The organism is Pseudomonas sp. IB20, assembly GCF_009707325.1.
Classification (GTDB): domain Bacteria; phylum Pseudomonadota; class Gammaproteobacteria; order Pseudomonadales; family Pseudomonadaceae; genus Aquipseudomonas.
Genome location: NZ_CP046103.1, coordinates 3531471 through 3543928, shown reverse-complemented (window position 1 = coordinate 3543928; position 12458 = coordinate 3531471). Strand labels below are relative to the sequence as shown.

11 protein-coding genes and 1 pseudogene are annotated in these 12458 nt (G+C 62.4%); 3 read left to right on the top strand and 9 right to left on the bottom strand.

Annotated features, from left to right (window positions below):
• The first annotated feature begins 36 nt into the window (after nt 1-36).
• Nucleotides 37-843 carry an MOSC domain-containing protein gene (locus tag GJU48_RS16395; protein ID WP_094950775.1) on the top strand — a complete coding sequence of 269 codons (807 nt, stop codon included), beginning with the start codon at nt 37-39 and terminating at the stop codon, nt 841-843.
• Nucleotides 844-907: 64 nt separating this feature from the next.
• On the opposite strand, the gene ppnP is transcribed toward GJU48_RS16395, so the two are convergent.
• The 8 genes and pseudogenes from ppnP to GJU48_RS16355 all read right to left on the bottom strand — a co-directional run bounded on the left by ppnP (nt 908) and on the right by GJU48_RS16355 (nt 10129).
• Complete coding sequence (gene ppnP / locus GJU48_RS16390; RefSeq protein WP_094950776.1) at nt 908-1192, bottom strand: pyrimidine/purine nucleoside phosphorylase; 285 nt, start codon at nt 1190-1192, stop codon at nt 908-910.
• Nucleotides 1193-1255: 63 nt separating this feature from the next.
• Entirely contained in the window at nt 1256-1798 is a 543-nt protein-coding gene (locus GJU48_RS16385) for an exonuclease domain-containing protein (protein WP_094950777.1), read from the bottom strand.
• Between the two features lie 79 nt (nt 1799-1877).
• Nucleotides 1878-3806, bottom strand: a complete 1929-nt coding sequence (locus GJU48_RS16380; RefSeq protein WP_094950778.1) for an acetyl/propionyl/methylcrotonyl-CoA carboxylase subunit alpha — start codon at nt 3804-3806, stop codon at nt 1878-1880.
• A gap of 110 nt (nt 3807-3916) precedes the next feature.
• Complete coding sequence (locus GJU48_RS16375) at nt 3917-4684, bottom strand: enoyl-CoA hydratase/isomerase family protein (RefSeq protein WP_094950779.1); 768 nt, start codon at nt 4682-4684, stop codon at nt 3917-3919.
• Nucleotides 4681-5838 carry a citronellyl-CoA dehydrogenase gene (atuD, locus tag GJU48_RS16370; RefSeq protein WP_094950780.1) on the bottom strand — a complete coding sequence of 386 codons (1158 nt, stop codon included), beginning with the start codon at nt 5836-5838 and terminating at the stop codon, nt 4681-4683. The genes GJU48_RS16375 and atuD overlap by 4 nt, the downstream gene beginning before the upstream one ends.
• Before the next feature lie 37 nt (nt 5839-5875).
• Nucleotides 5876-7462: pseudogene (locus tag GJU48_RS16365) on the bottom strand (acyl-CoA carboxylase subunit beta); the annotation flags it as partial.
• A 3-nt stretch (nt 7463-7465) separates the two neighbouring features.
• Nucleotides 7466-8338: an SDR family oxidoreductase gene (locus tag GJU48_RS16360; RefSeq protein WP_094950782.1), complete on the bottom strand. Its 873-nt coding sequence runs from the start codon at nt 8336-8338 to the stop codon at nt 7466-7468.
• Nucleotides 8339-8350: 12 nt separating this feature from the next.
• Nucleotides 8351-10129: an acyclic terpene utilization AtuA family protein gene (locus GJU48_RS16355; RefSeq protein WP_094950783.1), complete on the bottom strand. Its 1779-nt coding sequence runs from the start codon at nt 10127-10129 to the stop codon at nt 8351-8353.
• A gap of 153 nt (nt 10130-10282) precedes the next feature.
• Here GJU48_RS16355 and GJU48_RS16350 point away from each other — a divergent pair, with 153 nt between their 5' ends.
• Together GJU48_RS16350 and GJU48_RS16345 are read left to right on the top strand one after the other, a co-directional pair.
• A complete protein-coding gene (locus GJU48_RS16350; protein ID WP_094950784.1) occupies nt 10283-10906 on the top strand; it encodes a TetR/AcrR family transcriptional regulator in 624 nt (207 codons plus the stop codon).
• A gap of 93 nt (nt 10907-10999) precedes the next feature.
• Nucleotides 11000-11788: a substrate-binding periplasmic protein gene (locus tag GJU48_RS16345; RefSeq protein WP_094950785.1), complete on the top strand. Its 789-nt coding sequence runs from the start codon at nt 11000-11002 to the stop codon at nt 11786-11788.
• Between the two features lie 32 nt (nt 11789-11820).
• Here GJU48_RS16345 and GJU48_RS16340 read toward each other — a convergent pair whose 3' ends face one another.
• Nucleotides 11821-12372: an RNA polymerase factor sigma-70 gene (locus GJU48_RS16340; protein ID WP_027603895.1), complete on the bottom strand. Its 552-nt coding sequence runs from the start codon at nt 12370-12372 to the stop codon at nt 11821-11823.
• Between the last annotated feature and the right edge of the window lie 86 nt (nt 12373-12458).

Here is a 12458-nt window from a genome sequence, read left to right as displayed (position 1 = left end):
TAGGTGACGCTTCGTCCCCTTCAGGAAAGCAGGCCCATGCTTCGTCTCAGCGCGCTGTACCGTTACCCCTTGAAGTCCGGCAAGGCCGAAGTCTTGCAACACATCGGCCTGGATAAACTCGGGCTGGACGGGGATCGACGCTGGATGCTGGTGGACGAAGCCAGCGGGCGCTTTCTCACACAACGGGCCGTGGCGAAAATGAGCCAACTGGCGGCGTTGTGGAACAGTGCCGGTGGCCTGACCCTGAGTTCGCCGGGTTTCGCGCCGCTGGACGTGGCGCTGCCCGGCAATGATGCCGAGTTGCGCGGCGTGACCATCTGGCGCGATACCTTGCGGGTGCCGGATGCAGGCGATGCAGCCGCCGCCTGGGTCAGCGACTTTATCGGCAAGCCTACGCGGCTCGTGCAAATGCCGCTTGAGCGCGCGCGTACCACCGAGGCCGGTTTCGGCAACGATGATGACCAGGTGGCGTTTGCCGACGGTTACCCGCTGTTACTAATCGGCCAGGGCTCTCTGGACGACCTTTCCCAGCACGTTGGGCGGCCCATGGAAATGCTGCGTTTTCGTCCCAACCTGGTGATCGAAGGCGCTGAGGCATTCGCCGAAGACGGCTGGAAGCGCCTGCGTATCGGCGATGTCGAGTTGCGCGTGGTCAAGCCTTGCTCACGCTGCATTCTCACCACCATCGACCCCGCCACCGGCGAACGCAGTGCCGACCGCGAACCCCTCGTCACGCTCGATGCCTATCGTAAGACGGAAAATGGCGCGATGTTCGGCCAGAACTTGGTCAACGATGGCCCGGGGCGCCTGGAAGTCGGCATGCCGGTGACTGTTCTCGAGTAATTTGCGCTGCCCACAAAAAATGCCCGTCTCCTGCGAGACGGGCATTTTTTTGACCGAGGCAAACTTAGCCGCGGTATTCGCACAGGTAAGCCGTATCCACCGCGACCTTCAGCTGGAACTTGCTGTTGGCCGGTACGTTGAACTGGCTGCCGGCGGCGAAGGTTTCCCACTCGCTGGCGTCAGGCAGTTTGACGCTCAGGGCGCCGGACACCACGTGCATGATTTCACGCTGGGCGGTGCCGAATTCGTATTCACCCGGAGCCATCACGCCGATGGTCGCCGGACCTTCTGCGGTGCCGAAAGCGATCGACTTGACGGTGCCGTCGAAGTATTCGTTGACTTTAAACATGGGTGAATCCTCGGAAAAGGGTCTGGAAAGGTTGGCCAGTATGCCCAAGGCCAGGGGAGCTGCCTAGACCGGCAAAATCAACGGCAGCAGGCGTGCGGTGTTGCGTGCATCCTCCAGCGCCCGGTGTTGCTGGCCATGGAACTGCATCCCGGCCAATTGCAGGGCGCCGTTAAGCCCCAGTGGCTTATCCAGGCGCCGCGCCTTGGCGAAGCGCTGCTTGAGGTTCACATGCGGCGTTTGCGCGAGCGCGCTGGCCAGGCCATGGCGTTGCCATTCCAGCTCTAGCTGCTTGCGGTCGTAGTCACCCCAGCTGGCCCAGCCTTCCAGGCGGGTTTGATGCTGGCCCAGCCAGCGCTCAAACAACGGCCACACCTCGGTCATCGGCGCAGCGCCGTCGATGTTGGCCTGGGTGATATGGGTTAATTGGCGGCAGAAGGGCGTCAGCAAAGGCCGACGCAGCGGCCGCACAAAGCGCTGGAAGTGATCCAGCTCACGGCCCTGGCGGTTTACCAGGCTCGCGCCGATCTCGATGACTTCCATCTCCGTCACGGGCCAGCCGCCTTCATCCGTTGTGGCTTCCAAGTCAATAATCAGCCAATGAGGCATCGCGCAGGTTCCCGTACTCTTCCCGTCCTGATGGGGATAGAGCGTAGCCCGGCCTTGTAGTTCCGCTAGGGCTTATCGCCTAGGGCTTTTCAATCTCCAACAAAACCTGGCGATTACGCACCTGATCGCCTGCAGTCACCTGCACGCCTTTGATTACCCCATCGATGCCGGCCGTCAGCGGGTGTTCCATTTTCATCGCTTCGAGCACCAGCAGCAGTTGGCCTTTAGTGACCGTCTCACCGGTGCTCACGCGTACATCGACGATGGCGCCGTCCATCGGCGCCTTGACGATGCCGCTGCCGGCGTCGGGCTGGCGGCTGGCGACTTGCTGGGTGCGGTCGATCACCTTTACGCCGGGCAGCCAAAGCTGGGTATCGTCGAGGTGGTAGGCGACGCGGCGGCGGATGCCGTTGATCACCAGCGTGGCCCAGTGGCCGTCGGTGCTGAGGCTGCTGATGTCGATGCCGTTGGCCTGCAGGCGATTATCTTCCAGCACGCTGACGGCGATGTGGTGGGTCTGCTCGTTAATCTCCAGGCGATAGGTCCAAGGCACGCTGGCGTTGTTGCGCCAGCCCGCTAAACCTTGGCGGTGCGCGCGGGCGCTGTGTTGATAAAACAGCGCGGCGGCCAAGGCGATCTGCTCGTCCGTCGCGGCCTGGCGGGGGATTTCGTTGAAGTGTTCGGCGATAAACCCGGTGCTGAAGTCGCCGGCGATAAAGTCTTCTTGCTTGAGCAGGTCAATCAACAGCCGCTGATTGGTGGTCACGCCCAGCAACACTGTGTCCTCGACCGCCCGCAGCAATTTGCGCCGGGCCTCTTCGCGAGTGGCGCCATGGGCGATGATCTTGCCCAGCATCGCGTCATAGAACGGGCTGATGCGTTGGCCTTCGAGTACGCCGTGGTCAATTCGCACGCCGGCGGCGGGTTCCCAGCGCAGTACGTCACCGGTTTGCGGCAGGAAACCTTGGGCCGGGTCTTCGGCGTACACGCGTACTTCCATGGCATGGCCGTGCAAGGTTACGTCCGCCTGGTTCAGTGGCAGCGGCTGGCCCGCGGCGATTTGCAGTTGCCAATCCACCAGGTCGAGGCCGGTGATCAGTTCGGTCACCGGGTGCTCTACTTGCAGGCGGGTGTTCATTTCCAGGAAGTAGAACTGCCCGTTGCGGTCGAGCAGGAACTCCACGGTGCCGGCGCCGACGTAATTGACCGCGCGCCCGGCCTCTAACGCGGCTTCGCCCATGGCTTGGCGCAGCTCGGCTGTCATCACGGGGCAGGGGGCTTCTTCGATGACTTTCTGGTGGCGGCGTTGGATCGAGCAGTCGCGTTCGCCCAAGTAGATGAGGTTACCGTGGCTGTCGCCGAACAGTTGGATTTCCACATGGCGTGGGTCGATCAGGGCGTGTTCGAGGATCAGCTCGTCGCTGCCGAAGGCGTTCATCGCTTCAGAGCGCGCGGTGCGCAGTTGGTCGAGCAATTGCGTGCTGTCGTGCACCAGGCGCATGCCGCGCCCACCGCCGCCGGCACTGGCTTTGATCATCAGGGGGTAGCCGATGCGCTGGGCTTCTTGTTGCAGGGTGGCGTCGTCTTGCTGGCTGCCTTGGTAGCCGGCGATGCAGGGCACGCCCGCCTCGAGCATGGCCAGTTTGGACTGGCGTTTGCTGCCCATCAGTTCGATGGCCTCGGGGCTGGGGCCGATGAAGGTAATGTTCGCGTGTTGGCAGGCGCGGGCGAACTCGGCGTTTTCGGAGAGGAAGCCATAGCCGGGGTGGATGGCGTCGGCGCCTGTGATTCTAGCGGCTTTGAGGATGGCCGCGATGTTGAGGTACGACTGCTGGACCGGGGCTGGGCCGATGTTGACGGCTTCGTCGGCCATCTGCACATGCAGGGCTTGGGCGTCGGCGTCGCTATAGACGGCGACGGTGCGGTAGCCCAAGCCTTGAGCGGTGCGCTGGATGCGGCAGGCGATTTCGCCGCGGTTGGCGATCAGGATTTTGCTGAATGTGGGCATTGGTTTATCCCTGGGTAATCGGGTGTTTGTTCTGGCCCCATCGCAGGCAAGCCAGCTCCCACTTGTTGAAATGCGTTCTCCCTGTGGGAGTTGGCTTGCCTGCGATGGCGTCACTTGCACCAACTCGGCTTACGCTTCTGCACAAAAGCCTGCGTCCCCTCTATCCCTTCCACGCCAGTCACGGCCTCAGCAAACCACTGCGCCCCGCGATCCAATACGGCCTCAAGCGGCTCATCGGCACTGGCCAGTAACAAGGCTTTCGTCCGTCCATTCGCCCCCGGCGCGCACTGCAACACTTGCCCCAGCACCTCATCCAGGCGCTCCGCCAATGCCTGCGCATCGCTCTCGGCAAAATGCACCACCCCCAACCGGTGGGCCTCAACCCCATCAAATCGCGCTGCCGTCAGCGCCAGCCGTCGTGCCTGGGTCAGGCCGATACGCTTGACCACAAACGGCGCAATCTGCGCTGGCAACAAGCCCAGGCTGGTCTCCGGCAGGCCGAACTGCGCCTTATGATCGGCAATCGCAATATCACTCACACACGCCAGCCCAAACCCGCCGCCCAGCACGGCGCCTTGCAGCACGACGATCACCACCTGCGGCACGGCCTCGACTTCTTGCAGCAAGGTGCCGAACGCGCGGTTCAGCGCCTGTAACTGTTGCTTGCCGCCTGCGGTGACCATGTCCTTCACATCCGCCCCGGCACAGAAATGCCCGCCGGCGCCGCTGATCACCAACGCGCGCACTTGGCTGTCGAGCTGCGCCAATACCGCGCGCAGTTCATTAACCATCTCAAGGCTCATGGCGTTACGGTTTGCCGGGCGGTTGAGGGTGATGTGCAGCACGCCGTTATGCGGTTCGAGCAGCAAGGTGTTCATGATTTTTTCCCAGGCAAGGTGCCCATCAATTTGCAGATGATGCCCAGCATGATTTCGTCGGCGCCGCCGCCAATCGAGACCAGCCGCACGTCGCGGTAGGCGCGGGCTACGGGGTTGTCCCACATGAAGCCCATGCCGCCCCAGTATTGCAGGCAGCTGTCGCTGACTTCGCGGCCCAGGCGCCCGGCTTTGAGCTTGGCCATGGAGGCCAGGCGGGTCACGTCCTGGCCTTTGATGTATTGCTCGGTGGCCTGGTAGACCAGCGCGCGCAGGCATTCGATTTCGGTGGCCAGTTCTGCCAGGCGAAAGTGGATGACCTGGTTGTCGATCAGCGCCTTGCCAAAGGTCTGGCGCTCTTTGCAGTACTCAATGGTGCTGTCGATGCAGTACTCCAGGCCCTTGATCATGTTGGCCGCGCCGAATAGGCGCTCTTCCTGGAACTGCAGCATTTGCATCATGAAGCCCGCACCTTCATGGCCGATGCGGTTGCGCTGCGGCACGCGCACGCCGTCAAAGAACACCTGGGCGGTCTCGGAGCTGTGCATGCCGAGTTTTTCCAGGGGTGGGCTGACGCTGATGCCTGGCGTGTTCATCGGCACCATGATCAGCGACTTGTTGATGTGCGGCTTGTCGTCCGAGGTGTTGGCCAGCAGGCAGATAAAGTCGGCGCTGGGCGAGTTGGTGATCCACATTTTGCTGCCGTTGATCACGTAGTCGCCACCGTCCTTGCGTGCATGGGTTTTCAGCCCGGCCACGTCGGAACCGGCGCCGGTTTCCGAGACGCCGATGCAGCCCACTTGCTCGCCGCTGATGGCCGGGCGCAGGAACTCGTCGCGTAGCTCATCGCTGCCGAAGCGGGCGAGGGCGGGGGTGCACATGTCGGTCTGCACGCCGATGGACATCGGGATGCCGCCGCAACGAATGGTGCCGAACTCTTCGGCCGCGACGATGGAGTAGCTGTAGTCGAGGCCCATGCCGCCGAATTTTTCCGGCTTGGAAATGCCCAGCAGGCCGAGGTCGCCGGCCTTGCGGAAAATAGCGTGGATGGGAAAGCGCCCGGCTTTTTCCCATTCGTCCGCATGCGGGTTGATTTCGCGGTCGACGAAGGCGCGGACGGTGCGGCGCAGTTCCTGGTGTTCTTGGGTGAAGATCATTGTTCTTGTTCTCCCTGTGGGGCGCGCCGAGTTTGGGCTGCAACTGCCGCACCTCGGCTTCATGGCAAATATCCAGCAGGTAACCCAGCAGCGTGCGGGTATCGCGTGGATCGATCAGCCCGTCGTCCCACAGATTCGCGCTGCCATAGAGCGCGGTGGACTGGCTGTCGAGCTTCTGCGCAGTGACCTGCTCGAGCATGTCCAGCACCTTGGGGTCGGGCACCAAACCCTCCTTGAGTTGCTTGGCCTCGGTGACGATACGCAGCACCTTGCCCGCTTGCGCGCCGCCCATCACCGCCGTGCGGCTGTTGGGCCAGGCGAAGATAAAGCGCGGGTCCAGGCCACGGCCGCACATCGCATAGTTGCCGGCGCCGTAAGAACCGCCAACCACCACCGTGAGTTTAGGCACCCGCGCGTTGGCCACCGCCTGGATCATCTTCGCGCCGTGCTTGATCACGCCTTGCTGCTCCGACTCGGTGCCCACCATAAAACCGGTGGTGTTGTGCAGGAACAGCAGCGGCGTGCGGCTCTGGTCGCACAGCTGGATAAACTGTGCGGCCTTGCTTGCGCCTTTGGGTGTGATCGGGCCGTTATTGCCGATCACGCCAACGGCACGGCCTTGTATATGCAAATGGCCGCAGACGGTGTGGGCATCGAACTCGGCCTTGAATTCGAGAAAGTTGGAGCCGTCCGCCAGGCGCGCGAGGATTTCGCGCACGTCGTAGGGTTTTTTCGGGTCGTCGGGGATCAGCCCCAGCAGCTCTTCGATGGGATACAGCGGCGCGGTGTAAGCCCGTTGCGGCGCAGATGGCTTTCGATCATCCCAAGGCAACAGGCTGACGATTTCGCGCACGATGCGCACGCCATCAGCATCGTTTTCGGCCAGGTATTCGGCCGTGCCGGCGGTTTGCGCATGCATCTCGGCGCCGCCCAATTCTTCATCCGTCGCCACTTCACCAGTGGCGGCTTTGAGCAGCGGCGGCCCGGCGAGGAACAGCTTGGCCTTGCCGCGCACCACCACCACGTAATCCGACAGCCCCGGCTGATACGCACCGCCCGCCGTGGCCGAGCCGTGCACCACGGTGATCTGCGGCAGGCCCATGGCCGACATGCGCGCCTGGTTGGCAAAGCTGCGCGCGCCTTCGACGAAAATCTCGGCGGCATAGTTGAGGTTGGCGCCGCCGCTTTCGGCGAGGGTCACCACCGGCAGTTTGTTTTCCATGGCGATCTGTTGCAGGCGCAGGGATTTTTTCAGCCCCGTGGGGGAAATGGTGCCGCCCTTGATCGCGCTGTTATTGGCCACCACCAACATGCGCACGCCGCTGACGTAGCCGATGCCGGCGATCAAGCCGCCGCCGGCCGCGCTGCCATCTTTGTCGTCGTGGAGTTTGTAGCCGGCCAGGCTCGCCAGTTCCAGGAACGGCGCGCCGGGGTCCAGCAGCAGGTTGAGGCGCTCGCGCGGCAGCAGTTGGCCGCGCTTGTCGAACTTGGGTTTAGCTTCCTGTGCCTTGCTCAGCAGGGTGTGTTCCAGCTGGCGCAGCTGCGCGATGGCAGCCAGCATCGCTTCGCGGTTTTGCGCGAACTGCGGGCTGTGGGCGTCGATCAAGCTTTCAATCACCGGCATGCTTTATTGCTCCACCTTGAGTACATCCGGCAGGTAAGCGCGGTGAAAACCATTGAAAGGTTCACTCGGCGGCTGCGCTTTGGGCAATGGCCAGGCGCGGCTGCCCAGGCTGGCGGCGCCGTCGATGCGCAAGGTGCTGCCGCTGATGAAGGCGGCGGCGGGGCTGAGCAGAAACACGATGGCCGCGCTGACTTCCGATTCGGTGCCGATACGCTTGAGCGGCACGTGTTCACGCAAGGTCGGGATCACCGCCTTGAACGCGCCTTCGTAGGTGTCCATGCCGCTTGAGGCAATCCAGCCTGGCGCCACGGCGTTGACGCGCACCCCGGCATAGCCCCATTCGAACGCGGCGGTCTTGGTGAAGTTGTCCATGCCTGAGCGCGCCGCGCCCGAGTGGCCCATGCCGGGCATGCCGCCCCACATGTCGGCGAGCATGTTGACGATGGCGCCGCCGTGCTTGCTCATCGACTGGTTGAACACTTCCCGCGCCATCAGGAACCCGCCGACCAAGTTGGTGCGCAGTACGGTTTCAAAGCCCTTTTGGTTGATCGAGGCCAGGGGCGATGGGTATTGGCCGCCCGCGTTATTCACCAGCCCGTGAATCGGCCCGTGTGCGTGAATGACCTGTGCCACCAGCGCTTTTACCGCCTCTTCATCGCGAATATCGCACGCCTGCCAATGGGCCGTGCCACCGTCTTCGGCAATTTCCGCCGCCACCGCTTGCAGTTTTTCCGGCTTGCGGCCCACCAGGATCACACGGGCGCCGAGGGCCGCCAGTTCATGCGCGGTGCAGCGGCCAATGCCGCTGCCGCCACCGGTGACGATCACGGTTTGCCCTTGGAACAGGTCGCTTTTGAAGATTGAGGCGAAGGCCACGGCAACGCTCCTTTATTTGAATTGATCGGCGATGTGTTGCGGCACAGCAATGGGGATTTCCAGCAGTTGCTGGGCGAAGGCTTTGCCCTGCGGGTCGATGCGCAGGCTGGCGATACCGCCGCCGCCCAGGGCGTTTTCCAGCAGAAAGTTCAGGCTGTGGCTGCCGGGCAAGTACCAGCGCTCGACGCGGCCGTGGACGGGGTCGAGCACGTGGCTCATCCAGTCGACGATCACTTGCGGGGTCAGCACTTCGGCGATCCACGGCAGGTAGTCGGGGTGGCGGGCGATCACGCCGATATTGCTGTGGTTGCCCTTGTCGCCGGAGCGTGCCACGGCCAGTTTCACCAGCGGCACGCTGGCATCGGCGCGGCCTTGGGGCTTGGGCGGGTCAATCGGCGCGGCCGGGGTGCACAGTGCATCGGCCACTGGCAGTTCACAGCGGTGGTGCTGGCCTTGGAGGTCGATCACCAGCTCGCAGGAGGATTTATCAACGAGGAACGAAAACAGCCGAATCAGCGGATACACTGTCGGCCGTCCACCGACGATCCCGGTCAGCCCGGGCGCCATGCCGGTCGCCGCCTGGGCGATCTCGCGGGCGAATAGCACCAGCGCCTGTTTGCTCGGGTGGCGCACCGCGAGTTTGACCACCACTTCGCGGCAGTCCTGGCGTTGGGCGTGGGCGCCGTAGGTGGCTTCGCTGCCGAGCAATTCAATGTTCACTTCGGTGTAAGGCGCCCAGCCGCGCTGGCTGAACAGTTCCGAGGTCTTGTTGATGATCGCCTGGCTGACCCGCTCGGCCTTGGCCACCGCGTCGATCCCGGCGATCAGGCAACTGGCGGTGCAACGAAAGCCGTCCGGGTAGGTGGCGCTGACCTTGTATTGATTGGTCGGCGGCAAACCCTTGGCCCCGTGCAGGCGCACGCTGTGTTTACCTTGCTGCTGCAATTTGACCTGGCTGAAATCGCAGATCACGTCGGGCAGCAAGTAGGCGCGCGGGTCGCCGATCTCATACAGCAACTGCTCGGCCACGCTGAGTTCGCTGATCAGCCCACCCGTGCCGTCGACCTTGTTGACGGTGAACTGGCCGTCGGCGCTGACCTCGACGATGGGGAAACCGATGTGCTCGTAGTCCGGCACGTCGCGCCAATCGGTGAAGTTGCCGCCGGTGCACTGCGCGCCGCATTCGATGATATGCCCGGCGAGTGCGGCCTGGGCGAGGCGGTCGTAGTCTTGCCACGACCAGTTGAATGCATGCACCAGCGCGGCGCTGACCACGGCGCTGTCGACCACGCGGCCGGTGATGACGATGTCCGCGCCCCGTTCCAGCGCGGCGGCAATGCCTGGCGCGCCGAGGTAGGCGTTGACGGAGACGCACATCGGCGGCAGCGGCGCGCCATTGAACATATCGGTGACGCCGTGCAGGTGCTTGAGCTGCGGTTGCAGGTCATCGCCCAACAGTACGGCGATTTTCAGCGGGATTTGCGCCTTATCGCAGGCCGCTTGCAGGGCGGCGGCGCAGGCCTGCGGGTTGATGCCACCAGCATTGCTGATCACGCGGATGCCCTGGCGTTGGATATCGCCCAGCAGCGGCGTGAGCACCTCGACAAAATCGGTGGCGTAGCCGGCCTGGGGATCTTTCATCCGCGCACCGGCGAGGATCGACATCGTGACTTCTGCCAAATAGTCGAACACCAGGTAATCCAGCGCGCCGCCGTGCACCAATTGGGCGGCAGCGGTGCAGGTATCACCCCAGAAGGCGCTGGCGCAGCCGATACGAACCGTCTTGCTCATGAGAAATCCTTCCTCTAATGGCTGGTGCCGAGACTACCAAGCAAGCGCTTGGTTTGTAAACTAGGCGCATAAGTTTTGCCCAAGCGCTTGCTTGGCTGGCGGCCACGGCCTAAATTGCCGCCCAAGACGTCAGCACACGTGAAGGAGAGAGGCATGGATGAGCAGAAAGCCCTACGGGTGATGCGCACCATGGTCGACGGCGGCCAATTGACCGACCCCGACAGTGCCCGGGGCAAATTGCTGCAAACCGCAGCTCACCTGTTTCGCAACAAAGGCTTTGAGCGTACCACCGTACGTGATCTGGCCAGCGCGGTGGGCATTCAGTCCGGCAGCATCTTTCATCACTTCAAGAGCAAGGACGAGATCCTGCGCGCGGTGATGGAGGAAACCATCCACTACAACACGGCGATGATGCGAGCATCGTTGGAAGAAGCGAACACCGTGCGTGAGCGTGTATTGGCGCTGATCCGCTGCGAATTGCAGTCGATCATGGGCGGCAGCGGCGAAGCCATGGCGGTGTTGGTCTACGAATGGCGCTCACTGTCGGCCGACGGCCAGGCCCAGGTGCTGGCGCTGCGTGACGTGTATGAAGAGATCTGGCTGCAGGTGCTGGGCGAGGCCAAGGCCGCCGGTTACATCAGGGGCGATGTGTTTATCACCCGGCGCTTCCTGACCGGTGCGTTGTCTTGGACCACCACTTGGTTTCGCGCCCAAGGCAGCCTGACTTTGGAGCAATTGGCCGAAGAAGCCCTGCTGATGGTGCTGAAGGCCGATTGAGGTGCAAGCCATTAATTTGCCGATGGAAAGTTGTCTCACCTGACAAAAACGCCTAGCTTATCGCCATCAGAGTATTAAACGGTGTGTGTCTCAATGTTTTCGCCATCGCGGCTGGCTGCAGGACTAACTATATGGGCACTGGGCACCGCGTGGGGTGTGCCGGCTTCGGCTGCGCAATTGGTGAGGATCGGCGCCGCGCATTTCCCGCCCTACACCGTACGCCCTGAGCAAGGCGCCGACACCGGTTTACTGCCGCAACTGGTCGAAGCCCTGAACGCCTCGCAAACCGACTACCAGTTTGTGCTGGTGCCGACCTCCATTCCACGGCGCTTCCGCGATTTCGAGCAAGGCCGGGTCGACATGGCGATCTTCGAAAACCCCGACTGGGGCTGGCAGAACATTGCGCATACCGCGGTGGACATGGGCCTGGAAGACGCGGAAATCTTCGTCGCCCAGCGTGGGGCCGGTCGCGACCAACACTATTTCGCCGACCTCAACGGCAAGCGCCTGGCCTTGTTCAGCGGTTATCACTACGCCTTCGCCAACTTCAATCCTGACCCCAAGTACATGGCCGAACACTTCAACGCCACGTTGACTTATTCCCATGACAGCAACTTGCTGATGGTGGCGCGTGGGCGTGCCGATATCGCGCTGGTCACGCGTTCGTACTTGAGTGATTTCATGGTGCGCAATGCGGACATGGCCGGGCAGTTCCTGGTCTCGGAGCGTATTGACCAGGTGTATCACCACTACGCGTTGCTGCGGCCCAAGGCACCGATTACCGGGGCAGCGTTTGCCGAGTTGCTCAAGCGCCTGCGCGATAATGGGCAGATGTTGAAGATCTTCGAGCCGTATCGCATTGATGTGACGGCGATGCGCTGAGGTCTATGTGAGGCCTGTTACTCTTTGATCAATCAAACCCTGCGCGCAAACGTATCGCTGTGGTTGCCCGACACCTTGCGGCAATGCACCAGCGCATCACGAATCATGAAGTTCACCAGGGTCGGTGACACACCGAGTTCCTTGGCGATGTCCTTTTGCGGTACGCCGTGCAGGCGGTACATCTCGAACGCATAGCGGGTGCGTTGTGGCAGCTCCGTCAGGGCGTCGGCGATGTTTTCCAGGGTGTTGAAGTTGATGTGGGAGGTTTCCGGTGATGCGCCGTGAATAACCACATTCAAGCCTTCCTCTTCCGTCCCGGAGTATTTGAGCTCCAGGGCCTGCTTGCGGTAGTGATCGATCGCCAGGTTGCGCACGATCTGGAACAGATAACTCAATTGGGCCTTGAACGATGACGTGATCGTCGGCGCCGATTGCAGCCGGAAGTAGGCGTCCTGCACGACGTCTTCGGCACGCGAGCGGCAGCCGGTAATGCGTGCCGCGATCTTCACCAGAATCAAACGATTGTCGACGAATGCTTGGAGAAGCGGTGAGTCGCACCTGCCTGTGGATACTTGTTCCGTCATGGAAATCACCTTGTCGCAAAAGAGTTAGGGGAGGGCATCCTTGCTGAGGCCTCCTACACATCGGGCAACAAATTATGCTTAATGAT

Coding starts and splice junctions, on each gene's coding strand:
- atuD (WP_094950780.1), bottom strand. CDS start 5,838: ATGATCTTCACCCAAGAACACCAGGAACTGCGCCGCACCGTCCGCGCC.
- GJU48_RS16340 (WP_027603895.1), bottom strand. CDS start 12,372: ATGACGGAACAAGTATCCACAGGCAGGTGCGACTCACCGCTTCTCCAA.
- GJU48_RS16350 (WP_094950784.1), top strand. CDS start 10,283: ATGGATGAGCAGAAAGCCCTACGGGTGATGCGCACCATGGTCGACGGC.
- GJU48_RS16355 (WP_094950783.1), bottom strand. CDS start 10,129: ATGAGCAAGACGGTTCGTATCGGCTGCGCCAGCGCCTTCTGGGGTGAT.
- GJU48_RS16375 (WP_094950779.1), bottom strand. CDS start 4,684: ATGAACACCTTGCTGCTCGAACCGCATAACGGCGTGCTGCACATCACC.
- GJU48_RS16385 (WP_094950777.1), bottom strand. CDS start 1,798: ATGCCTCATTGGCTGATTATTGACTTGGAAGCCACAACGGATGAAGGC.
- GJU48_RS16345 (WP_094950785.1), top strand. CDS start 11,000: ATGTTTTCGCCATCGCGGCTGGCTGCAGGACTAACTATATGGGCACTG.
- ppnP (WP_094950776.1), bottom strand. CDS start 1,192: ATGTTTAAAGTCAACGAATACTTCGACGGCACCGTCAAGTCGATCGCT.
- GJU48_RS16380 (WP_094950778.1), bottom strand. CDS start 3,806: ATGCCCACATTCAGCAAAATCCTGATCGCCAACCGCGGCGAAATCGCC.
- GJU48_RS16395 (WP_094950775.1), top strand. CDS start 37: ATGCTTCGTCTCAGCGCGCTGTACCGTTACCCCTTGAAGTCCGGCAAG.